Origin of the sequence: Stenotrophomonas sp. GD03794 (genome assembly GCF_029842145.1) — a bacterium.
In the GTDB taxonomy this organism is placed as follows: Bacteria; Pseudomonadota; Gammaproteobacteria; order Xanthomonadales; family Xanthomonadaceae; genus Stenotrophomonas; species Stenotrophomonas riyadhensis.
On sequence record NZ_JAOCFV010000013.1, the window covers coordinates 45875 to 70646 of the forward strand.

20 protein-coding genes and 7 tRNA genes are annotated in these 24772 nt (G+C 66.1%); 10 read left to right on the plus strand and 17 right to left on the minus strand.

The genetic code is table 11. The features are described from left to right. Positions 1-181: 181 nt before the first annotated feature. The 3 genes from dsbG to N5D91_RS09410 form a co-directional block, all read right to left on the minus strand. Positions 182-1018 (minus strand): thiol:disulfide interchange protein DsbG, encoded by an 837-nt coding sequence (gene dsbG, locus N5D91_RS09400; protein ID WP_110712706.1) that lies wholly within the window; start codon positions 1016-1018, stop codon positions 182-184. Between the two features lie 30 nt (positions 1019-1048). After that, entirely contained in the window at positions 1049-1852 is an 804-nt protein-coding gene (locus N5D91_RS09405; protein WP_164162581.1) for a TlpA disulfide reductase family protein, read from the minus strand. An 80-nt stretch (positions 1853-1932) separates the two neighbouring features. Next, on the minus strand, positions 1933-3000 hold the full coding sequence (locus N5D91_RS09410) for a helix-turn-helix domain-containing protein (RefSeq protein WP_110712708.1): 1068 nt from the start codon (positions 2998-3000) through the stop codon (positions 1933-1935). Between the two features lie 186 nt (positions 3001-3186). On the opposite strand from N5D91_RS09410, the gene N5D91_RS09415 reads away from it, so the two are divergent. The 7 genes from N5D91_RS09415 (at position 3187) to N5D91_RS09445 (ending at position 4521) form a co-directional block, all read left to right on the plus strand. Beyond that, complete coding sequence (locus N5D91_RS09415; protein WP_180854615.1) at positions 3187-3597, plus strand: heavy metal-responsive transcriptional regulator; 411 nt, start codon at positions 3187-3189, stop codon at positions 3595-3597. An 89-nt stretch (positions 3598-3686) separates the two neighbouring features. Further along, positions 3687-3762 (plus strand) — tRNA-Ala (locus tag N5D91_RS09420). A 54-nt stretch (positions 3763-3816) separates the two neighbouring features. Then, positions 3817-3892, plus strand: a tRNA-Glu gene (locus tag N5D91_RS09425). Between the two features lie 184 nt (positions 3893-4076). Then, positions 4077-4152, plus strand: a tRNA-Ala gene (locus tag N5D91_RS09430). Positions 4153-4201: 49 nt separating this feature from the next. Further along, positions 4202-4277 (plus strand) — tRNA-Glu (locus N5D91_RS09435). A gap of 45 nt (positions 4278-4322) precedes the next feature. Beyond that, positions 4323-4398, plus strand: a tRNA-Ala gene (locus N5D91_RS09440). Positions 4399-4445: 47 nt separating this feature from the next. Then, positions 4446-4521, plus strand: a tRNA-Glu gene (locus N5D91_RS09445). A 107-nt stretch (positions 4522-4628) separates the two neighbouring features. Here the strand turns inward: N5D91_RS09445 and N5D91_RS09450 are convergent. After that, the gene (locus tag N5D91_RS09450; protein WP_153856087.1) at positions 4629-5045 is read right to left on the minus strand and encodes a GNAT family N-acetyltransferase; all 417 of its coding nucleotides are present in this window, start codon (positions 5043-5045) and stop codon (positions 4629-4631) included. A 77-nt stretch (positions 5046-5122) separates the two neighbouring features. Between N5D91_RS09450 and N5D91_RS09455 the strand changes: the two genes are divergently transcribed. Continuing rightward, on the plus strand, positions 5123-6079 hold the full coding sequence (locus N5D91_RS09455) for an SOS response-associated peptidase family protein (RefSeq protein ID WP_110712711.1): 957 nt from the start codon (positions 5123-5125) through the stop codon (positions 6077-6079). 45 nt (positions 6080-6124) lie between these two features. Here N5D91_RS09455 and N5D91_RS09460 read toward each other — a convergent pair whose 3' ends face one another. Together N5D91_RS09460 and N5D91_RS09465 are read right to left on the minus strand one after the other, a co-directional pair. After that, positions 6125-6322, minus strand: a complete 198-nt coding sequence (locus N5D91_RS09460) for a hypothetical protein (RefSeq protein WP_010484956.1) — start codon at positions 6320-6322, stop codon at positions 6125-6127. 69 nt (positions 6323-6391) lie between these two features. Beyond that, the gene (locus N5D91_RS09465; protein ID WP_110712712.1) at positions 6392-6772 is read right to left on the minus strand and encodes a response regulator; all 381 of its coding nucleotides are present in this window, start codon (positions 6770-6772) and stop codon (positions 6392-6394) included. A 132-nt stretch (positions 6773-6904) separates the two neighbouring features. Here N5D91_RS09465 and N5D91_RS09470 point away from each other — a divergent pair. Further along, a tRNA-Leu gene (locus N5D91_RS09470) sits at positions 6905-6990 on the plus strand. A gap of 94 nt (positions 6991-7084) precedes the next feature. Here the strand turns inward: N5D91_RS09470 and N5D91_RS09475 are convergent. After that, on the minus strand, positions 7085-7597 hold the full coding sequence (locus N5D91_RS09475; protein WP_279908396.1) for a hypothetical protein: 513 nt from the start codon (positions 7595-7597) through the stop codon (positions 7085-7087). A 110-nt stretch (positions 7598-7707) separates the two neighbouring features. Here N5D91_RS09475 and N5D91_RS09480 point away from each other — a divergent pair, with 110 nt between their 5' ends. Next, entirely contained in the window at positions 7708-8373 is a 666-nt protein-coding gene (locus N5D91_RS09480; protein ID WP_279908348.1) for an SOS response-associated peptidase, read from the plus strand. A 40-nt stretch (positions 8374-8413) separates the two neighbouring features. Here the strand turns inward: N5D91_RS09480 and N5D91_RS09485 are convergent, their stop codons facing one another. The 10 genes from N5D91_RS09485 to N5D91_RS09530 are packed head-to-tail and all read right to left on the minus strand — an operon-like array spanning position 8414 to position 24772. After that, complete coding sequence (locus tag N5D91_RS09485) at positions 8414-8989, minus strand: hypothetical protein (protein WP_279908350.1); 576 nt, start codon at positions 8987-8989, stop codon at positions 8414-8416. Beyond that, positions 8979-9917, minus strand: a complete 939-nt coding sequence (locus N5D91_RS09490) for a hypothetical protein (RefSeq protein ID WP_279908352.1) — start codon at positions 9915-9917, stop codon at positions 8979-8981. Before N5D91_RS09490 ends, N5D91_RS09485 begins: the two co-directional genes overlap by 11 nt. Continuing rightward, a complete protein-coding gene (locus N5D91_RS09495; protein ID WP_279908353.1) occupies positions 9914-11095 on the minus strand; it encodes a hypothetical protein in 1182 nt (393 codons plus the stop codon). The genes N5D91_RS09490 and N5D91_RS09495 overlap by 4 nt, the downstream gene beginning before the upstream one ends. A 1-nt stretch (position 11096) precedes the next feature. Further along, positions 11097-12623, minus strand: coding sequence for a hypothetical protein (locus tag N5D91_RS09500; protein ID WP_279908355.1), 1527 nt, complete (start codon positions 12621-12623; stop codon positions 11097-11099). 57 nt (positions 12624-12680) lie between these two features. After that, complete coding sequence (locus N5D91_RS09505) at positions 12681-18674, minus strand: hypothetical protein (protein ID WP_279908357.1); 5994 nt, start codon at positions 18672-18674, stop codon at positions 12681-12683. Beyond that, on the minus strand, positions 18671-20911 hold the full coding sequence (locus tag N5D91_RS09510; RefSeq protein ID WP_279908359.1) for a hypothetical protein: 2241 nt from the start codon (positions 20909-20911) through the stop codon (positions 18671-18673). The genes N5D91_RS09505 and N5D91_RS09510 overlap by 4 nt, the downstream gene beginning before the upstream one ends. A 1-nt stretch (position 20912) precedes the next feature. Then, positions 20913-21482 (minus strand): hypothetical protein, encoded by a 570-nt coding sequence (locus N5D91_RS09515; RefSeq protein ID WP_279908360.1) that lies wholly within the window; start codon positions 21480-21482, stop codon positions 20913-20915. Between the two features lies 1 nt (position 21483). Then, positions 21484-21957 (minus strand): hypothetical protein, encoded by a 474-nt coding sequence (locus N5D91_RS09520; RefSeq protein WP_279908362.1) that lies wholly within the window; start codon positions 21955-21957, stop codon positions 21484-21486. Further along, entirely contained in the window at positions 21954-23600 is a 1647-nt protein-coding gene (locus tag N5D91_RS09525; protein ID WP_279908364.1) for a hypothetical protein, read from the minus strand. The genes N5D91_RS09520 and N5D91_RS09525 overlap by 4 nt, the downstream gene beginning before the upstream one ends. Further along, the gene (locus N5D91_RS09530) at positions 23600-24772 is read right to left on the minus strand and encodes a hypothetical protein (RefSeq protein WP_279908366.1); all 1173 of its coding nucleotides are present in this window, start codon (positions 24770-24772) and stop codon (positions 23600-23602) included. Before N5D91_RS09530 ends, N5D91_RS09525 begins: the two co-directional genes overlap by 1 nt.

The following is a 24772-nucleotide window of genomic DNA, read 5'->3' on the forward strand; positions in this document are numbered from 1 at the left end:
AATTCGCCTGTCGTTTTTGGCCTTGATTGGAATCAAGGCGCGAGGCTTGATGTCAGTCACTATTCAGACGTGACGACGAACAGATGATGCGCAGGCCGAAGCATCGATCCTGATCACGGAAAGCAACAGGCCCGCATGCTGCCATGCGGGCCTGTGGGTCATTCACGATGGGCGGCGCGACTCAGCGCGGGCCCAGCACCGTCTGCAGGTCTGTACCCTGCGGCAGGCCGGCGCGACGCTGCACCTGGCCCTGTGCGTCCTGGAACAGGATGCCCGGCGTGCCCTGGAAGCCCATCTCGATCATCAGCACCTGATTGGCGTCGAGCTTGCCAGCGATCTCGCGGCTGATGTTCGGCAGCGCCTTGATGCCACCGCGATCAAAATCGTGCTCGTTCTGCAGCAGTGCTGCACTCGGGTCACGCGCGGCGAGGATCGCCGCGGCCTTGGCCGGGCTGTCCTCGCGGATCACGCCAACCATGATGTGACGCAGCTGCACCTTGCCGGCATCAACCCACGGCCGTGCCGCTTCCCAGAACTTGTGGCAGTACGGGCAGTTGGCATCGCTGAAGGTATAGACCACGCGCGGCGCGTCGGCCTTGCCATCACGTACCCACGCACTGGCTTCCAGCTTGGTCCACATCTTGGCCGACATCGGCGCGGCGACCAGCTTCTCGACGGCCTCGGCGGCCACGTCGTTGCCCTCGGCATCGAACAGGCTGCCTACCAGTACGTGCTTGCCGTCGGCGGTGACGTAGGCCGCGGCCGGTTGCTGGCCGCCCACCACACCCGCAAAGCCGCGCAGGCCACCCGGTGCATCGAACTCGGCAACAACCTCGAAACCGTGCTTCTCGATGCCCTTCAGCACGGCCGGACGGTCGCCCTTGGTGGCAGCGGCCGGAGCAGTTGCTGCCGGGGCCGTCTTGCCCGGCGGGGTCTGGGCCTGGCTGCAGGCGGCCAATGCCAGCATGACCGGCAGCAACAGCACCGCCGGAGCGATGCGCATGGAAGTCGACAACATGGGAACTCCGTAGTGAGATGCCCGCGCAGGCTACCGCAGCCGGCGCAGTTTGTGTTCAAGGCCGGCCGCAGTCAGTTCGCCCAGGTGCAGTTCACGCAGGCGCCCATCGGCACCGAAAAAGAGCGTGGAAGGATACGCCTGCACGCCGAGCACGGTTGAAGCGACAGCGTCATCATCCAGCAACACGTTGCCCAGCATCAGTCGTTCGCTGGCAAGGAAACCCTGGACCTCCTCCAGGGTTTCGCCCTGGTTGAGGAATACGAACTGCACGTCATCATGTGCCTGTTGTGCCGCCGCCAGCACCGGCATCTCACGGCGGCAGGGCCCGCACCATGTGGCCCACAGATTCAGCACCAGCGGCTTGCCGCGGAACTGCTGCAGATCGATACGATCGCCTTGAAGGTCCGCCACCTGCAGCGCCGGCAACGGCATCTGCCGCTCCTGCCAGGCCGACAGCAGCAGGCCACCACCCGCCCAGAGCAGCACGCCAATCAGAGCGCTGGCCAGCACCGGCGCACGCAGCGCAGGCCACCGCCGCAAGCGCCACAACCCCCAGGCCAGACCTGCCACCAGCACCACCGCCAGGTGATAGCCGCCGTCGGCGATCTGCAGAATGCCCCAGGGCGCCTCGCGGTAGAGCGCGAAGTTCAGGGCGACAAAACTGATGCGGCCACACAACAGGCCGATCAACAGCATGTCCAACACCATGCTTGCTGCCGATGGCAGCGGCGCTTCGCCTTTCCTGCGTGGCCACAGACGGGCAACAGCCATGGCCAGCAACATGCAAACGAGGATCAACACTACCGGCATGGGAACCGGTCCAACACTCGACATCAGCCCACCTGCTCAATCGTCCACTGCCTGCATGGTCGAAGCGTCGCGCCCAGGTTGCAAGCGCTGCCCGACATCAGGCATCAGGCGGCACTTCGGCCCAACTGCACACCCGACGGTGCCTGCAACCCCCGCAGGCTGCCTGCGACCGAGGGCATCAGGGGCCGCTCACGCCGCTTGCTGTTGACGTGGCGGCGATAGTTGGCCGGTGTCATTCCCACGATACGAAGGAACAGGCGACGGAAAGCGCTCTGATCGGCATAGCCCACGCCCCAGGCGACTTCGTCGATGCCGCCCCCCTGCTGCAGCAGGGTCTGGGCCTTGGCAATGCGCAGCCGCTGGCAGTATTCGATCGGGCGCAGACCGGTAGCCCGAAGAAACCGTCGCTGCAGCGTGCGCGGCTCCAACCCGGAAACCTCGCAGATCGCAGCCAGGGTGGCACCTCGTGCCGCAGTGGTATGCAGCCACCGCTGCGCCTTCAGCACGTCGCGATCACCATGAGCGAAATTGGCACTGAAGCGCTCCAGGTCCTGCTGGATCGGCGCCGGCACGGTGATGCCCAGCTGCTGTGCGACAGCGCTGGCCACGCCCTGCCCATGCAGCCGGTACAGCAGGCGCAGGCCGAGGAAGCGCCACGCCTGTGATCCTCCCACCGTCAGCAGATCGCCATCATCCACCAGCGCCCGCTCACTGGGCACCCAGCTCGCGGCCTGCGCCTGCAGGCCCGGATGACGGCCCAGATCAGGCCCGCTTACCGTGCGCCCCGCCAGCAACCCGGCGCGCGCCAGCACGCTGACCCCGTCGCTGGCGGCGGCCAGCAGACTGCCACCGTCGTAGTGCGCGCGCAGCCAGTCAAGCAGCACTTCCTCGGCACGCAGGCAGGCACCTGCGCTGATCTGGCCGGGAACAGCGATCACCGCCGGAATGGCTGCATCGAGCATTTCCGCACCGGCGATGCGATGTACGCCAGTCTGGCTGGCCGGCACGATCCAGCGTGTGACCACCACGCGCTTGAACGGCCGACGCTGCTGCTGGGCCAGGCGATTGGCGACGTGCGCCATCTCCGCCAGCACCGAAGCGGCGGACGGATCGCCTCCGGGATACTCGACCACCGCGACCTCGACGAATCCCTCGTTCCTGATTCCATCCACTGACCACCTCCTCGGTTCGTTGCAGGCCATCGAATGGCCGGTTCAGGCGAAGGGTAGGAACTGGTCCAGCGGCAGGGCTATGAAGAAAGTTGCAAAGTGCGCTGAATACGCACATCGCTGCAAAGCCTTGACTCTCGACCAGACTCAAGGCTTCACAATGGCCGGCAGCCCCCGCAGGAATCCGCCATGAACATTGGACAACTGGCCCGCCAGGCAGGCGTGCCGATCGATACGGTCCGCTACTACGAACGCCAGCAGCTGCTGCCGACGGCGGCCCGCTCGGCCGGGGGTTACCGCATCTTCGGCGAGCCGGATCTGCGCCGGCTGCGCTTCATCCGCCGCGCCAAGGCACTGGGCTTCAGCCTGGAGGAGATCGGAGAACTGCTCGCGCTCAGTGATCGCCACCAGCAGGACATGGGCAGCGTGCGCGACACCGCGCAGGCCCGCCTGCAGGACATCGCACAACGGATGGCCGAACTGCAGCGCATGCACATCGCGCTGTCGCAGCTGGTCGACGCCTGCCCCGGCCATGGCGCGCTGGACCAGTGCCCGATCCTGGCCGCTCTGGCCGACGACACCACGGCCGCAGGCGACTGACATCGGCGTCGCAACACGCGTGAAGAAAAGTGCAACAAATGCTTGCCAACCCCCTGGGGCAAGGCTATTATTTCGCTCCTCAGCGACGTGGGGCCATAGCTCAGCTGGGAGAGCGCCTGCATGGCATGCAGGAGGTCAGCGGTTCGATCCCGCTTGGCTCCACCAATCTTTCGGCATTAGGCCGTCGAAAGGTCGCTAAAGAACATTGATGAGAATTGCGTCCCCATCGTCTAGAGGCCTAGGACATCACCCTTTCACGGTGGCGACCGGGGTTCGAATCCCCGTGGGGACGCCACTCATCACGAACAACGAGGACCCGGCCGATAACCGGGTCTTTTTTGTTCACCGCCTACCGGCATTCAGCTTGTGGCGTTGCGGTTCCCCTGCCCTCGTGGCTGCGGTTGAACCGGAACGAAAAAAGTTCAAAAAAGACTTCCACAAACGTGAACACGCAGGTATGATAGGCGGCTCGGTAACACGGGGCCATAGCTCAGCTGGGAGAGCGCCTGCATGGCATGCAGGAGGTCAGCGGTTCGATCCCGCTTGGCTCCACCACTTTCGACATTAGGCCGTCGAAGGTTCTACAACTTGAAGTTTTTCGTGCGTCCCCATCGTCTAGAGGCCTAGGACATCACCCTTTCACGGTGGCGACCGGGGTTCGAATCCCCGTGGGGACGCCAGTTTCAAAACGGACTCTGCTCCCGGCAGATCATCCGGAGTTTCATGGGGCCATAGCTCAGCTGGGAGAGCGCCTGCATGGCATGCAGGAGGTCAGCGGTTCGATCCCGCTTGGCTCCACCACTTCGACATTAGGCCGTCGAAGGATCTACAACTTGAAGTTTTCGTGCGTCCCCATCGTCTAGAGGCCTAGGACATCACCCTTTCACGGTGGCGACCGGGGTTCGAATCCCCGTGGGGACGCCAATTCTTTAAAACCCCGGCTTCGGCCGGGGTTTTTCTTTGCCTGTGATCTGCCATCCAGCCCGCCCCCATCCACGCAGGGCGTGGATGGCTTCATCCTCGACCACACCTCAGAACCGGCGATACATCCCGATCGATGCCGGCGCGGTGGGCGCGAAGCCAAACTGCGCATACAACCGGTGCGCTTCACCATCGGCAAGCAGGCTGACGTACGCCGATGGCGGCAGGTTCGCCTGCATCCAGCCATCCAGGCGACGCATCACTTCCTTGCCCAGGCCCTGCCCCTGCAGCCGCGGCAACACGGCGATATCGCAGACCTGCAGGTGGCAGCCACCATCACCGACGATGCGCCCCATCGCTACCAGCTCACTGCCCTGGTACGCACAGACACCAAACAGCGTATTGGGCAGTGCGCGCGCTGCGGCCTCCTGGCTCTTGGCACTGAGGCCCGCCAGCACGCGCAGCTGGCAGTAGTCCTCGACCGTGGGCACGGCCTCGCGGAACTGGCAGGCGACGGAATCGTTCATGCGGTATCTCCCTGTAGGTCGGGCTATCCTGCCGCATCCACGTCGCAGCTGCTGCGACCCATGCCGGCAGAACATCCATGTGCTATTCCGCCCTGATCCGCGCCGACTACGCCAAGCTGGTCCGCGAGTTCGGCGCCATCCTGTCGCTGGAAGATTTCGCGGAGCTGTACGCGCATGATCCCGGCAAGAAGCGCCCGAAGACGCCCAAGGCCATGGACGACGGCTTTGCCGCTGCGCGCACCGAGCAGGGCCGCGACATCGTGGCAAAGATCCAGCAATGGCACGCGCAGGAACGTCACGATCTCGAGGCGGAGCTGGCGCGCCAGCGCGAACGACGCGATATCGCCAACGCCACGCTGGCGACCCGCCCCACCCAGAAGGCACGCAACGACCTGCGCGTGGCCGGCAACCGCATCGATCGTGCGCAGGCTCGGCTGGAAGACCTGCACCGGGTACAGCTGCTGCCGCGTGACAACCGCATTTTCCCCGGCACCTACGCACCGGTGATGGTCAGCGAGGGCGGCAAACGCGTGATCAAGCCGATGCGCTACCAGTGCCGGCTGCCGGACAAGCCCGCGCGCAACGACGTGCTCTATCCGGGCACCTACAACGCGCGGCGCGACAGCCTGGAAGGCTATTGGCGCGGCGCGTTCGGCCTGCGTCATGGCGTGGTGGTGGTGCAGGCGTTCTACGAGCACGTCCCCCGACATGCCATCGCCGGGCGCACGCTCGACGCCGGCGAGAAGGAAGATGACGTGGTGCTGGAGTTCCGCCCCGATCCACAGCGTGACCTGCTGTTGGCCTGCCTCTGGGCCGAATGGGAGGGCCCGGAAGGTCGCCTGCTGTCATTCGCCACGATCACCGACGCGCCTTCGCACGACGTCGCCGCTGCAGGCCATGATCGCGGCGTGGTGCCGATCCGCAGGGAGCACCTGGACGCCTGGCTCAATCCCGATCCGGATGACCTGGCCCGGCAATACCGGATTCTCGACGACCGTGAGGACGTCCGCTATGTGTACGAGGAAGTGGGCTGAACACTGCGCGCAGATGAAAAACCCCGCCTGGGCGGGGTTCCTGGATCATGGATTGCCGCCGCACATCGCCTCTTCGCAGAAGGCCTGTTCCTGCAGGCATTGTTCGACCTCACCGCCCCGTGCGATACAGCTCTTGTAGAGCTGGAAACAGGGCTGGCCGCACCACGCGGCAGAGGCCGTACCACCGAAGACCGCCATTGAAAGGACACCCGCAGCAACCATGCGCTTGATCCACTTCTTCATGCCACTCTCCTTGTAGGCCTGAGCATTCAGGCCAGAGCAGCATACGCTCGTGGTCTCCGCCAGAGCCAGTCAGGCCTTGACCCGGGAGCGACCCACCGCGCGCACCAGCGCCTGGCACAGATCCGCCGACAGGTACGGCTTGACCAGCAGCACGCCGGTCAGCATCGACGCGGGCAGCTGCTCAGCCAGCATCCCGGTCGCCAGCACGAACGGCACGCCACGTGCCGACAACGCTGCGGCCACCGGTTCGCTGGTCTCGTTCCGCGCCAAGCGGTAATCGAGCAGCGCCACGTCTGGAGAGCTTTCCTGCAGGAGCCGCAGCGCCTCGTCCACACTCGCTGCAAGCCCGACCACGGTCGCACCGGCGTGCACCAGCTGCATCTGCAGCAGTGCGGCGCTCATCTCGTCGTTCTCTACCACCAGCACCCTCAGGTCCTGCAACACTGTCATCGGCTACTGCTCCTGGAGGCATTCAAGCCGCCGCAGTATAGCCACCACAGAGCCGAAGCCGACAGGAAGCGCCCTGTTTGGCCTTGCCTCTATGAAAGGCCTGCCAACCTCGGTTACACTCGCACGCTGCCTGCCGGTGTGGCGGAATGGTATACGCAGCTGACTCAAAATCAGCCGGGGGTAACCCCATGAAGGTTCGAGTCCTTTCACCGGCACCAAAGACCCTTGCGACATAAGGGTTTCCAAGAAAATGGCGTAATGGAGTCGTGAATCTTCCGGCTCCGCCTTTTTTCTTCTCTCTTTTCTCCCTCGCTACACCCCTCGTCGCATCTGCTGCAGCCCTGCCCTGAGCCACGCCTTGCTGCGGACGTCCCTCGCTCGGGGCTTCGTATCTGCCGGCGGCTTACGCGGTTCGAGTGCTGCCTTGATCCGCTCGATCTCCTTCGCTCCGGCCTCGGCCAGGCGCTGGGCCTGTTGCTGCTGCTCGCGGGTCGGCGGCAGGCCAGGTGGTGGCGGGGGCAACTGGATCGGCGTGCTGTCGGTCAGCCGGGCGACGGCCTCACGCAGCGGAAGCTCGGGATACAGCCTGGCGGCGCACCAGCGCTCGGCGTAGCGCTTCGCCTGTCGGACGTTGGCGGCGCGCGCTTCCTTGGTGTGCCACATCTTCTGGCCCTCCATCCACAGCCGGACGCCAGGACCGCCATCGAGCGTGACGTTCGCCGTTTCCCGGCCGTTGTACCAGAGCGCCCAGCGCTCACCGCTCTGGACCCAGCCAGAGGGGATCGGGGCGGTGCGGAAACCTTGGTAGCCGTGCGAGGGAAGCATGGCCGAAAGGATACGACCGGCCGTCGCAAAGGCTGCGACAAGGGATCGTTCACCGGCTGAACCGTTCGGGATCACGCCCCCGGAACGGCCGGCCGCGCTACGCTCCAGCCATGTGCGGTCGATTCGTCCAGCTCCCCGTTGTCGACTTCGGCCAGCCGGGGCTGGCTGACCTTGCCCCCGGCCTGGCCGAGATCCAGCCCAGCTACAACCTGGCGCCGACACAGCGCGCCTCGGTGATCCTGGACCGCGGCGAAGGCCGGCAGGTCACCCGCCTGGCCTGGGGTCTGCTTCCGTTCTGGGCCAAGGCAAAAGGCCTGCAGGGCTCGACCATCAACGCGCGGATCGAGACAGTGGCCACCAAGCCCGCCTTCCGGTCGGCGTTCAAGAAGCGCCGCTGCGTGATCCCGATGACTGGCTACTACGAGTGGTCGGTCAGCCCCGAGGACGGGAAGAAGGATCCGTGGTTTATCCACGCCAATGGGCCGCTGCTGGCCGCCGGCCTGTGGGAGGACACCAGCCCGCTGCTGCCCGAGGGGAACCTGGGCACCTTCACCATCATCACCGGCGACAGCAGCGGCGTCTCGGCCGACATCCACGACCGCATGCCTGTTTGGCTGCAGACCGAACAGATAGATGACTGGATGGCAGCGAGCCCCGACGATGCCATGGCGATGCTGCTGGCAAGCTCGCCCCCGTCCATGGAGGCGTACAGGGTCAGCCGCGCGGTGAACACGCCTCGGAACAACCGGGAGGATCTGCTGATCCAGGTTGCCTGAACTGGGAGGGCCGAGCTTGGCTCGACCCTCCCCGCTCCGGTCAGGCGACCGGAAAGCACTCCCACTGCAGCCGGTTGCCGGCGTTCTTAGCCACTGACACCAGCTGCAGGCCAGGCGCTGCGGTCAGCACACGCTCGACCGTGAACCGCTCCCGCTGGATCCGGCAGCACAGGTTTCCCCCGCTCATGTACGACAGGACCACGTCGGACACCGACAGCTCGGAGCCCCGCTTCTCGTCCGTGGCCAGACGGGGGTTGCTCATGCCCGGGAAGCTGGTGAACACCATCTGATTCACCTGAGAGTCGTACCACCACAGCCAGGCCATGCCGACCTGCACGAAGGCGACGTGCGCTCGCATGTTCTGATCGAATGCCAGAGCGATCTCGGTCATGCCGGGCCGGCTGAACAGGACAACCGGCGCCACCCCCTCGGCACTCAGGACCGCGTCATCGCCCTTGACCTCAATGGTCCACAGTCGCACCTGCAGGCCGCTGCTGGCATCGCCAAGGGCAACCCCTGCCAGCTCGTAATCTATCAGGGGCGCCCGGCGGGCGTTCACCTTCTCCACGAAGTCGCCCTGAAGCGGAACGCTCGACAACGTCATGTCAGGGAACATGTCGGCTCCAGGTGGTGCGGACGCTCAGCGTCAGCTTCTTGGTCGCATCCTTCGGGATCTTGGGGCTGAACGACACCTGATACTTGGCCAGCGTGTTGTCGATCCGCAGGCTCCCGATCCCCGTGGTGAAGTTTGCAATGTTCAGATCGGCGGTGATCGTGCAGTCACTGTAGAAATTTCCTGCAACATATGGAGCGTTGCTGAGGGACAAAGTGCTGCCCGATCCAGCTGGCTGCCCTGTGATAGCGCCGAGAACATCCGTTTCGAAAGCTCGTGGTGCAATTGCCCCATTGAATGAGTTCACCGAGATTACGTTTCCATACTGAATTCCGTAGGTCGAATCATTCACGATAGCCGGGCGCAGAACGCACGCGTAGGTGACACCGCTGATCGTGACATTGAAGGAGCTATCGGCCTCCGAGAAGTACACGCGAAACTCATAGGTGACATCCAGAATTTCATCGGGAAGCACGGTGATGGTCGTTGGGTTGCCGCTGCCATCGAGGATCAGCGCACGGCTGGTAATGTTGGTGCTATCCCAACCTACGCCGACCTCCGAGAGATTGCCCGCAGCAGCACCAGCCGCGAAACGAAACGTGATGCGCCTCCAGCCGTAGCGCGGAGAAGCATTACTCCCGTTCACATTGCTGGTCTTCGTGGACGTGCTACCAACTCTGCTTTGCAGAGTGGTATTGGATGGCAGCGGAGCAGCGTTGCCTGAACCAACCATCGCGAAGTCGAGGCAACCGTCGAATCCCCCCATGCGATTCAATCCGGCGTCCACCACCAGGTTGTCGAACCAGTCGGCTGCAAGGCGGCGAGATCCAGCAATCTCCTGTCCGCTTTCGTCCAGCCTGGCGGCTTCGATTTTGAATCGCCCGGCCACGCCGAGCTCCAGTACTGCGTTGGCATTGATCCCGTTGTTCATGCGAGTGTTCCCGAGTTGATGGTGAAAGCGGCATCGATACCGTCAGCCGGCATCGTGGTGGTGATCAGGATCTGCCGCAGCGTCCCTGACTGAAGCAGCAGCCCAGCGTCGAGGGCTTCGGGCTGTGCCGTGTACTTGATGAGGGTGTCCCGCAGCTCGCCACCTCCCACGGAGAACGTGGCGAATAGCGCATCCGGCGGCATCGAGAAGTTGACCAGCGGCTGTCGCAGCTCGCCGCCCAGCAGGCTGAAATCGGCGTCGAGCGCTTCGGCTATGGACGGTGGAACCGACATTGCGCCGCTGCGCACCCCGAACTGCGCCTCGGCCGACTCGACGACCTGGAACGCATACGGTTTCGAGGTGAAGAAGATCGGGTGATCACCGATGAAACCGCGCCAGATGGCCGACCGGCCGGCCGAGTCACTGACCATCAGCGTGAGTCGATACTCGGCTTCATGATCCAGCCCGACGGCTGCCACCGTGTGGTCCCATTCGAAGTCGTCGACAAACAGGATCTTGTTTTCGCGGTAGCGGATGCCGTTGCCGGCGATATTGATCGTGGCCGCGCCTGCGGGTGCGATGCCGACCACGTTGGAGTCGTACACCCGATTCTTGCTGGCCGACATGACGCGGTTGCCTTCGACCCTGCCGACAACCTGGCCCTCCTGGTCCCGGTACTCGAGTAGGACCGAGGCGCCGGCGTTGCCCTCGGCAGATGCGCCCTGGCGCACCTTGCACTTTGCCGTGGTGCGCTGCCCGGGATAGACCTCATACCGCGACGTGCTGGAAATGATCGACTCGCCGCGGTTGTTGTTGTAACCGGCTGCCCACTGTCCGGTGGGCGGATTCTCCTTTGCGATCACCCAGCCCGCGCCAGTGTCCCAGCCGGTCGGCCCGCTTTCGAAACCAGGGTTGGCAATCGGCGCTGCACCGGCCTGGTACGCCGGCCAGGTCAGCACCACCTGCTTTGTGGCCTGGTCGACATACAGCTGGTGGCCGGGCGGCAGCAGGTCGCCGTCGATCTGGCGCACCGTGCAGCCGCCCACGGCGTTGTAGATCTGCAGGCGCCCCTCATAGGCGACGAATGGGACCGCCCTCGGCAGGTCGCCGACCACCAGCAGCGGCAGCAGCCGACTGCGTTGATCGAGGTCCGGCCGGTCGTAGATACGCGCCGACATGTCAGCTGGACCTCTGGCCGACCAGGTAGACCTGCAGGCCCTTTGCGCCGGCAGTGCCTACCTGCTGCACATCGAAAGTGATTTCGTCCCCAGCAGCCAGCAGGTCGCCGCCGGGGACGAACGTCGGAGGCAATGAGGCAGTCAGCGTGGAACGCTCGCCGTTGTCGAACATCAGTTTCACGTTGAGGATGCTCGTGCCGTTCCGCTTCACGTCGACCGTCAGCGGCGTGCCTGTAGCCTGCGCCTCGGAAAGGCTGGCGTAGATACCGCGCTGCGCCACCGGAGAAAGCGCCACACCATAGGGCAGCACCAGCGAGCCCTTACCCGTTCCCGCCGTGATGTTCGTCCCGATAAGGGCAGATCGGTCGGGTAGCACGAACGACTGCAGGTCAGGATTCGCCGCGCTCCGAAGCAGATCACCAGCCGCTGACCACGCATCGGCATCCGGCGCCGTGCAGGTCGCGCTGAAGATGCACCCCTTGGCACGCGACTTCGGCTCGAAGAGATCGGGCACGTTCAGTTGCCCCCCGCCTTCAATAGCAAGCGTCACCTGCCCGACACCCACCTGCTGCACCGAGAAGAACTGGCCCTCCTTCCAATCGATCGAACTGCCCGTGTTGGCGCGGATCGTGATGGTGATCGGGTTTGGCGAGTTGGCCAGGATCAGCGTGTTGTGCATATCACCGGCCAGCGTCGTGTTGCCAGTGACGCTCACGATGCGGGGCGCGACCGTATAGATCGGTGTTTCGCCGATCCAGGGCCGGGCATAGCCCCGCAGGGTGGTAAAGCCTCGCTGCCCATCGGCCGGCGCCGTCGTGAAGCGAATGGCCGGAGCCACCCCGTCGCCACCGGGCAGAATCTGGAAGTCGCCAGGCTTCGATACCAGGTAGTCCCCAGCGCCGGCCGTCTTCTCCAGCGCCGTGTCGTAGAACAGTGGATCCAGCACGTCGGCGCCGGCCAGCGGAAAATCAGTCACCTCCCCGTCGCCTTCGAACGACCAGAACTTTGGCGCGATGCCTACCGACCCGCCACCATTCTGGATCTGCTCGATCAGCACCAGCACGGTACGGAAGTTCACGGCATCGGCATCGCCCTTGGCATCCCCCACCCTGATGATGCGGCTGCCCTTGGCATCCCAGACAAACTCGCCGCTTTCCGGGTCTTGGACGAGCTGCATGCCATTGTCGAGCAGCTGCTGAAGCTGCATCACTCGGTAGTCGAATGCGTCCTCATGGATTTCGGGAAGGAACGCACCCTGGTTGGTGATGTCGGCTGGCTGATCGAGTGGCACCGTACGCAGGATCAAGATGTCCAGGTTCAAAGCAGGCGCAGCGTTGAAGGTGATCGTGCTGGCGTTCGCCCGCAGTCCTGTCACGGTGTACTGAGCCGGCGGCACCAGTTGGTAGACCGGGTGCGTGCCGGTGAACACCTGGATGTGGCTCGACAGGAACGCCCTCGGCCCGTTGAACGCGGTGGCGACGCCGTTCCCCACGTAGGTCTTGCGGCGGTCATTGGCGGAGATAGTCATGGGTGCATCGGCTCCAGAAAGAAGAAGCCCCGCATCTGCGGGGCTGGGCGTGGTCGATTACTGCTCGTCCTTGGGGCGGCGGTACATGAGGTATGCGGCCGCCTCCGCCGGGTTGTCCGGGGTGTACTGGCCGGTACCGACGTCGTAGAGGTATTCGCCGGTGGTCAGCATCTGATTGCTGGGGATTCCGGTCAGAGGGCCGGCAGCGCGCACGCCGGTCTTGATCAGCTTCTCCGCATCGGGCTCGTCATCGTCGGCGATCCAGTCCCGGCCCTCCTTCCACGCAGCTTGGCCGAACTTCGCCAGCGCCACACCGGCGTCCACGATCGGGTTGGGTCGCCCCATGCTGGGCTTGCCTTCAATCGCAGCATCGATGCCGCCAGCGACATCGCGCAGCAGGGGGATCGTCTGGAACGGGAACAGCAGAGTCTTGCGTGCAAGCCAAGCGCTCCAGTCGTCCCAGCCCTTTTCGTCGTCGTCGCCACCATCCGGGCCGCGCATCATCAGCAGCTCGAACACCGCGTTGGATAGCACACCAGCCGACAGCCAGGTGCCCAACGCCCGGGCCGGGGACTGCACGCGCCCCAGGTACAGCCCACGCAGGCCCGATTCCTGCAGGCGGTTGTTCATGATGATCATCGGGCCGATGAACATGCGCACCCACTTGTAGCGCGGGTCACGCTCGGCAGCGCTGAGATCCTTCGGCGCACCGGCCTGCTGGGTGGTGCGGATCGACTTGTCGGCCAAGCGCACCGCCTCGTCTATGCTGACGCCCTGCGCCTGGGCCTGCTGGTACCGGCCCAGCCAGATGGCGCGCTCGGCCAGTGGCACCGTCCAGCGGTGCACCTCCATGGCCATCTTCATCGCAGCAGCCCGGATGCCACGCTTTCCCGACAGTTTGCCCAGCACCACCTGATAGGAGGAATCCAGCGAGTTGGCGCGTTCCTCCATGAAGGGCGACAACGAGTGGATCATTTCCGTCATCTTGCCCGGGCTGCGGTAGTACGCCGCATAGCCGGTGGCCAGGTACTTGGGATCGACGCGCGCCGCCGCCTGGATGGGTGCCACCACGGTGTTGGCGAATACCAGCGGCAGCCTGAAGCCTAGCGCCGCCACTGCGGTGTTGGTCAGCACGGCATCGCCGATTTTCTCGGCCATGCTGGATCCGGGCTCCGACACCGACGCGCCGCGCACCGCATTCTTCACGCTGCCGTAGAGCGAGTGGTAGGCCCCCTCCGACAGCCGCTGCTGGATCAGGTTCTTCAGCTCTTGGTCTTCCAGCACCCGCAGCGCCTGCTTCACGTAGCCGCGGTGCGAAACGTCGGTGATCACGTCATTGAGGTGGCGCGACAGCACGCGGTGGTAGTCCAGCAGCATCGGCGCTGCGTACTCGGTGCGCTCCTTCGTGTGGCCCTTGCTGGTCATGGCGCGGCTGAAGGTGCCGCCCATGATCTGTTCCTCCGCCGCGCGCGCCTGCTTGACGCCGCCGGCACCCGCCCGGGGGTCGTACACCGCCGGGTAGTAGCCGCCACGCAGGCTGACCATCGAGCCGTCGGCCGCGGTGAAGATCAGCGGCATCGGCTCGACCTGCTCGGGCGCAACGCCCGACAACCGGCGCTGCTGCTCCACGATGTCCGGCCACAGGCTGTTCACCGCATCCCAGATGCCCTGCACCATCTGCGCATCGGCCGGCGTGAGGTGTCCCAGCATTTCCGCGATGTTCTGCGGGGTGAACTGGACCACCTCGGCATTCGTGCCGATGAAGCCGCCGCGCATCAGCTTGTCGCGGTTGCCGGCGTTGCCCATGTTCAGCGCAACCGCCACGATCGTGTTCTTCGACAGCGACCGCCCCAGGCTCGGTACGTACACCAGGCGATTGAGGTCCGCCCGCTGCGCCGGCGTCAGGGCCTTCATCGTCTGCTCCAGCATGCCGCCGACGCGGTTGCGCAGCTCAATCCGCTGCTGCTGCGCTGCCTCGGCCTGGTTCCAGAGGAAGTCGTGCCATGGCCCGGTCTCGCCACCGTCCAACCACTCGACCACCGTCTCCGGGCGCAGTACCCAGTCCATCAGGCCGGTGTAGGTCGCGCCCACTTTCTGCATCGCCGTCAGGTCCGCATCGGAGAGCGGCAGCGGCTTACCTTCGGCGATCGCTCCGCGGATTGCGCCGGCCAGCTCGGCCTGCGCACTCTCCCAGTCGCGCCGGTTCTTGTTGCTCAGCAGCTGGTTCTTCAGCTTGGCCAGTCGCGCGATGTTGGTCACTGCGTCGTGCAGCTCGCGGAACTCGGTAATCGGCAGGTCGGCGTAGTTGGTGACGCTCTCGGCCTCGACCCGGGCAAGCAGCGCATCGCTTACAGCGGTCAGGTCGTCCTCAGCCTGGCGAGCTTCCACCCACTGCCGCAGGCTCTGGCGGCGGGCAACGGCCCGGCCGGACACGTCGCGGAACTCGTAGGTGTCGGCGATGGTGTCCATCGCTTCCAGGTAGTCGGCGCCGGCCTTGCCCAGGCGCTCGCGGGCCTGCGGAGTCATCTGCTGGCGGATGTAGCCGACCTTGGACTCGACCTCTTGCTGCACCGCGCGAGCCTCGGCGAACAGAACAGCGTTCAGGGCCTGCTGCCGCTTCGCCTGCAGTGCATCGGCATACTTCCCCTTGGCCGCCGCCTGCGCCGCCGCGCGAGCAGCTTTGCGCTCGGCGACCAGATAGTCGTTCGGACGGATCTGCCGTGCGGTCTTCTCGGCCAGCACTGCCCGCGCCACTGCCTTCAGTTCACGTCGGTTCGGCCGCGGCTCCTTGGCCAGATCGGCCAGCACGCCTAGCTCGCGCTCGAGCAGCTGGATCTTGCGGCTGCTGTGGACCGCATCCAGTGCGCGCTGCGGCAGCGTGCCGTCGGTCATGGGCTCGCCATGCCGGGCCTGCATGCGCGCTTCAGCCTCGGCCTCAACACTATCCAGCGTCTGCCGCACCGTCCAGAGACCTTGGACCAGTTCGTCGGCGGAGCTGAAGCCCAGCAACGTGGCAACCTCTTCCGGGTGGGTGCCGCCCTTGCGGGCGTGCACCCGGCCCATCTTGTCCAGCAAACTGTCGCCGTAGGTCGCCGCCAGCACGGCGCGATCCAGCTTCAGGCCCTGCAGCTGCTCGGGCACCGGCTCGCCGTTGATCTCCTTCTTCCCCGTCAACACACGGTAGGCGCGCACGATGGGCGTGGCCTCGACCTCAGCCTCGACCTCTCTAAGAATGGTGGCCCTTTCGTCCTTCCACCAGCGCTTGCGGGCGCGAGCATCGGCCTCCTGCAGCTGCGCCATGAGGTCTGCCTCGGCCTGCTCCCGCGCCGCAGCGACCTGCGCCTGGTAATCGGCAAACTGGCGCTCGGTCATGCCCAGCGCCTGCGCTTCGGCCAGGTCTCGCGCGATCGGCTCGAACCCCACCCGGGCCTGTGCCGCTTCGATCTCTTCCTGACTGGCCAGCATCCGGTCGAACACACCGCGCACTTCGTCGGTCAGCTCCACATCCAGATTCCGCAGGCTGCGGTAGACGCCCAGGATCCACTGTTTGAACTGGCTGAACACCGATTGCAGCTCCGGCGTCGGCGCCTTGCCCTCGCCCAGATAGGCCTCGAAACCGCGGGCGAACTGTTCGTGCTGGTCGACGCCGATCTGGTCGGCAGACTCGACGCGGAACCACTTCAGCAGGGCATCCAGGTCGGAGCGCAACTGCGGCGCGGCATCCTCGGCCGTGGCCAGGTCGCGGTAGATCTCGAGGAAGAAGTGCCCGGATTCGTGCAGGAACGTGGACAGGTCTGCGCCTTTGAACAGGCTGATCTGCATGGCACGACCGGTGCCGATCTGGATCTGGCCGCGCGGCGCGGCACCGCCTTGGAACAGGATGTCGCCGGCCAGCACCTCGCGCGCAGCAGTGTCAGGCAGCGCCACGCTCCACGTCTGCCGCTGCCCTTCGATCGGATCGTCCTGCACGATCTCGCCGCCGGTGCGCTCTGCTTCCGTGCGCGCCTGGTCCAGGGTCAGGAAGTCGCGGGCCTGGCCCTGATCGTCGGCCAGCAGCCACTGCCCGGCCCGCTGCACGTAGGCGCTGCCATCGCGCTCGATGGTCTGCTGGCCACGGCCATCGGTGGCCACCTGCGGCCGGCCGAAAAGGCTGCGCAGTGCATCCATGCCCCGCTGCATCAGCGTGCGCGGCTGGACGCCTGCGCCCTCGGCCGGCGCCTCCGCTGCATCGATGCCGGCCGCGTAGCGCTCGTACAGCGCCACCGGATCCTGCCCGGTGACCTCACCCAGCCGGCCGAACATGGCTCCCCACAGCTGCGCCTGGCTCTCGGCCTGCGCCGCGGTATAGCGCTCGGTGCCAACCAGCTGGGCCATCACCGACTGCTGCACCTGCGCGCGCGCGTTCGCCGCAGTCTGGTCTGGTGCTGGCGCATCCAGCGGCACGCCCAGCTCGCGGGCCATCGCATCGATGTCGAGCAATTCCAGCTCCGCCGGCGACAGCCCGTCAGCGGTCGTGCGGGCATTGCGCAGGATCTCGTCCCGGTTCGGCAGCCGCGGGACAGCGGCCATCCACTCGGTCATCGGAATCACCACCTGGCCGGTGGCCAGCTGCTCCGCCAGCGCCGACTCGCCGCCGACCATGTCCTGCAGCACCTGTGGTGCGGACTGGAACAGCGTCTGTGCCTGCTCCGCGTCCAGATACACGCGCGCGTCTTCGCCCGCGACCTGCGCGGTGAGCGCCTTCATGTCCTCCGGCGACCGCTCGCCTAGCTTCAGCTCTCCAGCAAGCTCGGTGGCAGCGCGCAGCCGGTCGTTACTCTGGCCCGACTGCATCACCTGGTCCAGGCGCTCATTGATCCACCGCACCTGCCCAGACGCCCGCGCGGCGCGGTAGTTGGCATGTACTTCGACCGCGCCGGTAGGGACCTCGGCCAGGCCCTCCATGATGATGTCGCCCCACTTCAGGCGTTCCTCGGTCAGCAGCTGCGCCGTGGCCTCGCCAGCAGCGCCGCCACCCAGCTGCACGCCCGCCTCGGCGCCGGTGCGCAGGATCGCCGAGGATGCGCTGCGCCGGGCGTTGTTGATGAAGTGCCCGGCCACACCGGCGGTCAACGCGTCGAACACGCCGATGGCCACACCTCGCTTGGCCGCCTTGTCGCGCGCGGCGGCCATCTTCTGCGGATCGCGCAGGAACTGGCCAACCGCGTAAGCGTCCGTTGGGTCGACCTTCGCGTCCTGCATGGCGTCGGCGATGCTGGCACCGAACTCGGTCAGGCCCGAACCGGTACCAGCCGAGACAGCCGTCACCACGCGGCTACCACCACCGGTGGCTGCGGTCAGCGCCAGGCCCGGGGCGCCCATGCCGATGGACTGCCCCAGCGTGACCGCGATGGCGCCCAGGGTATCGGTGCCGCCGCCGGCCAGCTCCCGCACAGCACCGCTGAAGCTGCCCGCCTTGTTCGCCCGGTCGAAGGCCTGGAAACCGCGATCGGTGCTGGCGCTGGTGACATCCGCAGCCTGCGCACGGCGCTCCTGATCTGCGCGCAACGCGGCTTCTTCGGCCGAACGGTCGGTGGTCAGGCGCCCGGTCCCTGGATCCATCACCGCCGGGCCATCGGGCAGCAGCGACAGCGCATTGGCCTTGCCGCGCTGCCAGCCGCTGACGATACCGCCGATGACCTGCTCCAGGATGTTCGGCTCGGCGGTGGCACGGGCCTCACCGGTCACCAGCGAGTTGGCATAGGTGGCCAGCTTCGGGGCTTCATCACTGGCCAGTGCCATGCGCCGCGGATCGCTCAGGAAGTCGCCCACGTGCGGCGATGCCCGGCCGGCGTCGTCGATCTCCTGCCGCCGGGCGTCCTGCTCGTAGTCACCAAGGTTCGCCGCCACCACACCGAAGGGCTGGCCAAGCTGATCCGACAGCTGGTTCGCGCGCGCGGCTTCTTCCGGCTTCTGGCTGGTGCCGGTGTAGGCGCTACGCAGGGTCACCTGCCGATTGCTCTCGATCTCGTCCGACAGTTCGTCGAAGCCTTCCAGCACATTGTCGATCACTTCTTGGCTCCTTGGCTCTTGCGGGCGAGGTACTGCGTAACCCAGGCATCGGTCGGCGGTCGGCCGTACTTGTCGGTGTATGCGCCCCGTACCGCGTCGCGGTCGGCCTGGCTCACCTGCAGGTCGAACTGTGCGGCGCTGCTGTAGAGACCCACCTTCACCTTGGGGTTGTTCTTGAACTTGCCGTCCTTCTCCTGGATCGCGCCGAGTCGGCCGGCCTGCAGGTTCTGGGCGAACTGCTTGGCCGTGGCCGACAGCAGCACGTCCGCCTGCTCAGGGGTCGGCTTCTTTCCGGTGGACTGCACGAACGCTGTCTGCGCGTTCTGGTACGCGATGCGGAATTCTCCTCGCAGCCCTGCCCGCGGCGCGTTCTTTGCCTCAGATCCAGTCCCGCTCGCATCCGTCGCTGCTCCGATTCCCAGCATCTGGAAACCACGTTCGACGCGATCAGCATCACTCAGATAGTCGGCGCGCTTGGCTGGGTCGTTCACCTTCGTCTGGTCTTCGGCGAAGGCCTTCAGCGTCTTGCCGCTGAGTTTGTCGGCGTACTGCCCCAGCGGCAGCTTGGCGAACTCGTTGGGCCGCAGAGCCTGCATGCGCTGCAGTTCGTCTACTGTGGCCGGGTCGTCCTGGACCACCGCTCCCTCCGCGGTGAACTTCCGATAGCGGTTGATCGACTCGGCCAGGCTCGAATCCTGTCCCACCAACGCAAGCTCGGCCGGCGCCAGCACCTGCGACAGCGGCACGCTCGCGCCGGCGGCAGCCACCTTGTCGTAGATCGACATGGCCGCAGCCTTCTTCGCCTGCTCCAGCCTGTCTTTGCGCTGCGCGTAGATGTCGCGCAGATAGCCTTCAGCAGCAGCACGCTGATCCGGCGGCATCGTGCGCGGGATCGCTGCAATGGCATCCGCCAGCGTCGAAGGTGCGGCAGTCGCGCCGGCGGCGACCGGTGCCCCGGATGCAGCACCCTGCCCTGCGGCAGACGCCCAGCGCGCGGAGCGGCCCATGACTTCGCGCACGTACAGCGCCGTCTTCGGGTTCTGCGTTGAGCGGCCTCGATTCACCACCGCGTCAGCGCCACCCTCACCTGCGAAGTGCGCCGCAATGGCGAAGGCCCGGCCGCCCTTGGCCAGCCGCTCCTTGTACTCGCGCGCGGCCCGGCGGGCCGAGGCGGTGGCGTCCTTGCGGTCGATGCCGCCGGCGCTAGTGGCGCGGTACTGGAAAAGGCCGGTGGCCTGGTCGCCGTCGTCCAGAACCTCACGATTCACTGCGTCGGCGCGGAAACCCGATTCCTGCTCGGCAAGCGCGTACAGGTCGGCCCGGCCAGCTGCGTCCAGCCCCTCGGCCTTCGCTGCGTCATCGATCGCCTTGGCCACCGCTGCCGAGGGCACGCCCCGCGCCGCCGGCGCCGGAAGCGGCTCGATCGCACCACGGCCATCGGCCAGCGACTGCGCCAGCTCGTAGGCGGCGCGGTCCTTCACCACCGGGTAGAGCGTGCGCTCGACCTGCGCGCGATCCTCCGGCGTCATCTGGTCCGCATAGCGGTGGTAGTAGTCCTCCGCCGCGAACGGGTCGCGGGTGACCATCGCCGTGGCCGTCTGCTTGCGCACGGAAGAGACGATGCCGCGCTCGCTGGCCTTGATCGCCTCGGCCCCCATGCCCTGCGTCTGGTAGGCGGCACTGGCGATGCCGACTGCCTCCTGCAGGCGCACGTCGGCCAGGCCGAAGTCGCCGGACATGCCGGCGCTGACTGCGTCCTGGCCGATGTTGTCGATCGTGGCCTTGCGCTCGGTGGCCTCGTAGGCGCTGTACTCGCGGTCGGCGTAGCTGTTGAGCCGTCCCTGCACAGAGTCGCGGAACGAGAACGACACCTGGTCGAACCGCTGCTGCTGCTCGGGCGACAGCCGGCTGCGGATGGACGACACACGCTGGTCGAGATCACCCAGCAGCGCGTCGTGCGCCTGAAGGGCGTTCTTGCCCTGGTACTTGGCGATGCCGTCGGCGTTGGCCGGGTTGAAGGTGTTCCCTTCCCAGTCTGACAGTTCGCGTCGTGCTTCCATGACGGCGGTCAGGTCGGCGCGCTGCTTCTGCTGCTGGAACAGATCGGCGGCCACTTGGCCAACCGCGCCAGCGGTTCGGGTGAGCGGTGACAGGTCGACCTGTGCGGTGTTGCGGACCTGTGGGCCAAGTTCGGCCTGCACCTGCGGACCGCTGGTGCGTGGGATCAGGGTCGCCATGTCACAGCCCCCAGCCGCGCGAGATGCGCGCGTTGTTGCGCATGGTGATGCTGTTGGCCTGAGACGACAGGTTCCCACCGCCGCCAGCCACGCCGCCGCGGCTCATGCCGCCAATGCCCATACTCGCGGCGCTGGCGAGCGAGCCCAGGATCGTCCCGGCCGCCTGAGCGTTGCCGCTCCAGCGGGCCAGCTCGCCCTGCGTCCGCTGGTTCTGGGCCTGTGCGTTGAAGCCCCAGGCCTGCCGCGCAGCGTTCATGCGGATGGTCTGCTGATCGACCTCACCGAACATTGCGGTCTCGCCGAGGATCTCCGCCGGCGTGCCGAGCGTCGGGTCGATGTTGTTGGCAGCGATCGCGGCGCGCTGCTGGCCGAGCGCAATGCGCGTGCGCCAGGACTGCTGCTCCATCTCGCGGGTGGCCAAGGCGTTGCTGGCGTCGGCGTCCTGCTGCGCCAGCATCGCGTTGTTCTCGGCGATCTGAGCGTTGGCCCTGCCCTGCTTCTGCTGCTGATCAGCCTGGTATGCACCGGTTACAACGGTGGCCGCCAGAAGGGCGATTGCGGGATTGCACACGTTATGCGCTCCAGTAGAACGGAAGGAAAGGGGCGCTGTCCGGTCCGACCGGCACCGGCGCGAGGAAGTGGAAGCCCAGCCAATGCAGCCAGCGCTGAGCGGCCTCGTTGCGCTGGTCGACGACGTTGAACAGCATCGAAGGGAACGCCTGCTGCATGCGTGCCAACGCCGGGCGGGACAGGCGCAATAGATCCTTCTGGACCGACAGCGGGTTAAGGCCGGTCGAGCCGACCATCCAAGGCGTGCCGATCCCGCCGAGGATCGAGTAAGGCGTCGCCCCGAACATGCACACCGGCACGCCGCTCACCATCGCCGTCCATGCCTCAGCGCTCCCGGCCAGGCCGCGCTGCAGGGCCGCCGCCGGCGTGGTGCGGTCGCATGCCCATAGCTCGACCACATCTGCGGGCCGTGCCGCGGCCGCGATCACTTCGATGTGTCCAGCCTCGGCCGGTACCAGCTCTGCGGTGATCTTCATTCGGACGCCACCACCTGGGGCATCAGGGACAGGATCTCCATCGGCAGCGGGTCGTCGCTGATGATGTGGAAATGGCCGCTGTCCACACCCCAGCGACAGGACATGTTCTTGCGCAGGACGCCGGTGTAAGGGGCCGTGGGCTCGTCGTAGTTCTCGAAATCGCGCTGTGCGATCGGATCCAGCGTATCCAGCGTGGTGCCGACGTAGACGCCACGGGTGTTGCGCACCAGCAGCGCGACCTCGAAGGCGAGCTTCTTCATGGGGCGCAGTGGGTCGCCGCCGTTGGCATTGACCTCCAGCGTCTCAATGTGGGCGGTGTACGGCAGGCCGATGTGTACCACGCCGCCCGGGCGCTGCAGCTGCACCTTGCCGTCGACCACCTGCAGGTCCTTCTGCACGTTGCCATCGACCAGAGCAACCACGCCCTTGCCCTCCAGGTGGCCCATTCCGGCGATCGTCGAGCGCTGGTAGGTCCAGTCCTGCACAGCGACGCCGCGCAGCGACAGCGGCACCGAGCCGATCGATTCCACCGTCGCGACCGTGGGCGACACATAGGCCATGACCCGCGCGCGGACGTGTTCGTTGCCAATTGCCAGCCGCAGGATGTTGCCCACGTCACCTGCCCCGCTGAAGATCGCGGCGCCGGTGGTGGCAGTGATCACGGCACCCTCGTTCCACCCGTCTGTGCTGGTCAACGTCATGGGGGAGGCGTTCGGCCGCCGGCCGTCGTAGGTCAGCAGGCTGTCGGCGTACTTCCAGTCGAGCGCATCGTCGTACCGGGTCGGCGCCATCTGCTCCACGTACTGGACCCATTCGCCGTTGATGAAGCGGCGTACCAGCAGGTAGACCTCGGTCTCGATCTCGCCGGGCAGGCAACAGACGTCCAGCACCTCGCCGTCGGTCTCATGCGGGTGCCAGCCGGTGACCTCCTGCTCGGGCATGTACGTGCAGCCGATCAGCACACCGTCCGTGCGCGGCATCCACAGGATTGGCCAGGGCGCCGTGCTGTATTCGATGCCGCGGAACGTGTAGCCCTGCACCAGGTGGTCGGCCCAGATGCTGATCTCGTTGCCGCGGAAGCCGTCCTTCTCGAACTGGTAGGCCAGATCGCGCACGCGCTGGCCCTGTGCCTGCAGGAACACTGCCGACTCGCCCAGCACCCGGGCCTGCAGGTCGCCGGTGCCATAGGCCGACTGCGGCTTGATCCCGATCGTGCTGGGCGTCACTACGGCGTCCTGGCCGCCGGTGACCTTCCACTCGCCGCCGGTCGTCAGCACCAGCAGGCTGTCCAGCGGCACCAGGTCGCGGATCGCGTTCACCTGGCGCGCATTGATCGTGAACGACACCGCGTCGCTGTCGACTATCGGCGAACTGCGCCCGAAGTTGGGGTAATCGCCGATGTTCGATGCCCACACGGTCTGCGGATCGCCCGGGCTGCCAGCGAACCACAGGCGGTCGCCGAAGAACTCGACCTCACCGGGGTAGCCGTAGCGATAGGACCAGGCACCGACTGCCCAGACGTCGGTGCCACCGACAGCGCCGGCCGCGTACTGGGTCACCACGATGTTGTTGGTACCGGTTGGCGGTGCCTCGTAGAAGTTGATCAGGTCCGCGCCGGGATCGATCGTCCAGCCCTGTGCCATCACTGCACCTCCTGTGCGACGTTCCCGCCGCGGCCGATGCCGCCACCACTGGTGCCGCCAGTGCCGCTGCCACCCGGGTAGTACGGATTGGACTGAACCGGCACGCCGTCGATCTTGACCTGGTAGTCCAAGTAGCTGCTGCTGGTGGCGCCAGGGATGGAAAACTGCTTCGTGGTTCCGTCGCCGCTGAAGGTCCAGGGACCGGCTACCGGCGGCGGCACGTTGCCGACGATGCTGTCGGGGATCCGCTCGATCACCGTGGCGGTGACCTCGAAGGGGCTGGTGAAGGCGGTGATCTTCATAATCCCGAACCCGCCGTGCACGTACTCCCACTCGACCCCGACGGCGTAGTCGTTGACGTTGTCGAACTTCACGTCTTGCGGGCCGTCGAACGCACGGCCGCTGTCGTGCACGGGGCGCACGCTGCCGCAGACGTAGTACGGCGTTCCTTCCAGTCCGGTGACCACGGGGATGCTCACGCAGCGGTAGACCTTCTGGTCGCTCCGGCGGAGGGCACCCAGCGGCACGTTCTTCTCCGCCGCCACCCACGGCTTCACCGAGCGCAGTTCCTTTTCCTCGGCATACAGCAGCGAGCCGACCATCTCCGCGGTGAAGGTCGGGACGTTGGTCGTCACCGTCACCACGCCTTGGGTACCGGACACGGCCAGCAGCGCGGCCTCGTCGTTGTTGAACGGGCGGAACGGTCCGCGTCGGTATTCGAAGTCGCGCAGCTCGAACTGGTCGACGGACAGACGGCGCAGCTCTTTCTGCGGGATCCACGGGTGCACCAGGAACAGCACATCCGCCGACTGCGTGTGCCGCACCTTGTAGATGTCCTCGCCGGTGTAAGGCGTGGCCACCTCGACAATGTCCCCTGCCCCGTTGCGCAGTAGCGCGCCGCCTACCCAGAACCGCATGTAGCCGTCGCCCATCTCGATCGCGTACTTGACGGTCGTCGAGTAGATAAACGGGATGAAGCGGGTGGCGCGTTCGTTGTGCTTGGCGCCGCCGCGGAACAGGTAGCCCGGGCGTTTCTCAGCGCCACCGGTTGGCTTGGTGATGACATTGCGGCAGGTCTTCAGGCTGATGGCGTAGCGCACCATGTCGACGCGACCCTGGAGCCCGGGCGAAAGCTCACCGCCGGACATGCTCGGTTGCAGCAGACGTGCCAT

What these genes read in the sequence shown, in the direction of transcription:
- dsbG (WP_110712706.1), bottom strand. Translation starts at nt 1,018, where the DNA reads ATGTTGTCGACTTCCATGCGCATCGCTCCGGCGGTGCTGTTGCTGCCG.
- N5D91_RS09405 (WP_164162581.1), bottom strand. Translation starts at nt 1,852, where the DNA reads ATGTCGAGTGTTGGACCGGTTCCCATGCCGGTAGTGTTGATCCTCGTT.
- N5D91_RS09415 (WP_180854615.1), top strand. Translation starts at nt 3,187, where the DNA reads ATGAACATTGGACAACTGGCCCGCCAGGCAGGCGTGCCGATCGATACG.
- N5D91_RS09450 (WP_153856087.1), bottom strand. Translation starts at nt 5,045, where the DNA reads ATGAACGATTCCGTCGCCTGCCAGTTCCGCGAGGCCGTGCCCACGGTC.
- N5D91_RS09455 (WP_110712711.1), top strand. Translation starts at nt 5,123, where the DNA reads ATGTGCTATTCCGCCCTGATCCGCGCCGACTACGCCAAGCTGGTCCGC.
- N5D91_RS09460 (WP_010484956.1), bottom strand. Translation starts at nt 6,322, where the DNA reads ATGAAGAAGTGGATCAAGCGCATGGTTGCTGCGGGTGTCCTTTCAATG.
- N5D91_RS09465 (WP_110712712.1), bottom strand. Translation starts at nt 6,772, where the DNA reads ATGACAGTGTTGCAGGACCTGAGGGTGCTGGTGGTAGAGAACGACGAG.
- N5D91_RS09475 (WP_279908396.1), bottom strand. Translation starts at nt 7,597, where the DNA reads ATGCTTCCCTCGCACGGCTACCAAGGTTTCCGCACCGCCCCGATCCCC.
- N5D91_RS09480 (WP_279908348.1), top strand. Translation starts at nt 7,708, where the DNA reads ATGTGCGGTCGATTCGTCCAGCTCCCCGTTGTCGACTTCGGCCAGCCG.
- N5D91_RS09485 (WP_279908350.1), bottom strand. Translation starts at nt 8,989, where the DNA reads ATGTTCCCTGACATGACGTTGTCGAGCGTTCCGCTTCAGGGCGACTTC.
- N5D91_RS09490 (WP_279908352.1), bottom strand. Translation starts at nt 9,917, where the DNA reads ATGAACAACGGGATCAATGCCAACGCAGTACTGGAGCTCGGCGTGGCC.
- N5D91_RS09495 (WP_279908353.1), bottom strand. Translation starts at nt 11,095, where the DNA reads ATGTCGGCGCGTATCTACGACCGGCCGGACCTCGATCAACGCAGTCGG.
- N5D91_RS09500 (WP_279908355.1), bottom strand. Translation starts at nt 12,623, where the DNA reads ATGACTATCTCCGCCAATGACCGCCGCAAGACCTACGTGGGGAACGGC.
- N5D91_RS09510 (WP_279908359.1), bottom strand. Translation starts at nt 20,911, where the DNA reads ATGGCGACCCTGATCCCACGCACCAGCGGTCCGCAGGTGCAGGCCGAA.
- N5D91_RS09520 (WP_279908362.1), bottom strand. Translation starts at nt 21,957, where the DNA reads ATGAAGATCACCGCAGAGCTGGTACCGGCCGAGGCTGGACACATCGAA.
- N5D91_RS09525 (WP_279908364.1), bottom strand. Translation starts at nt 23,600, where the DNA reads ATGGCACAGGGCTGGACGATCGATCCCGGCGCGGACCTGATCAACTTC.
- N5D91_RS09530 (WP_279908366.1), bottom strand. Translation starts at nt 24,772, where the DNA reads ATGGCACGTCTGCTGCAACCGAGCATGTCCGGCGGTGAGCTTTCGCCC.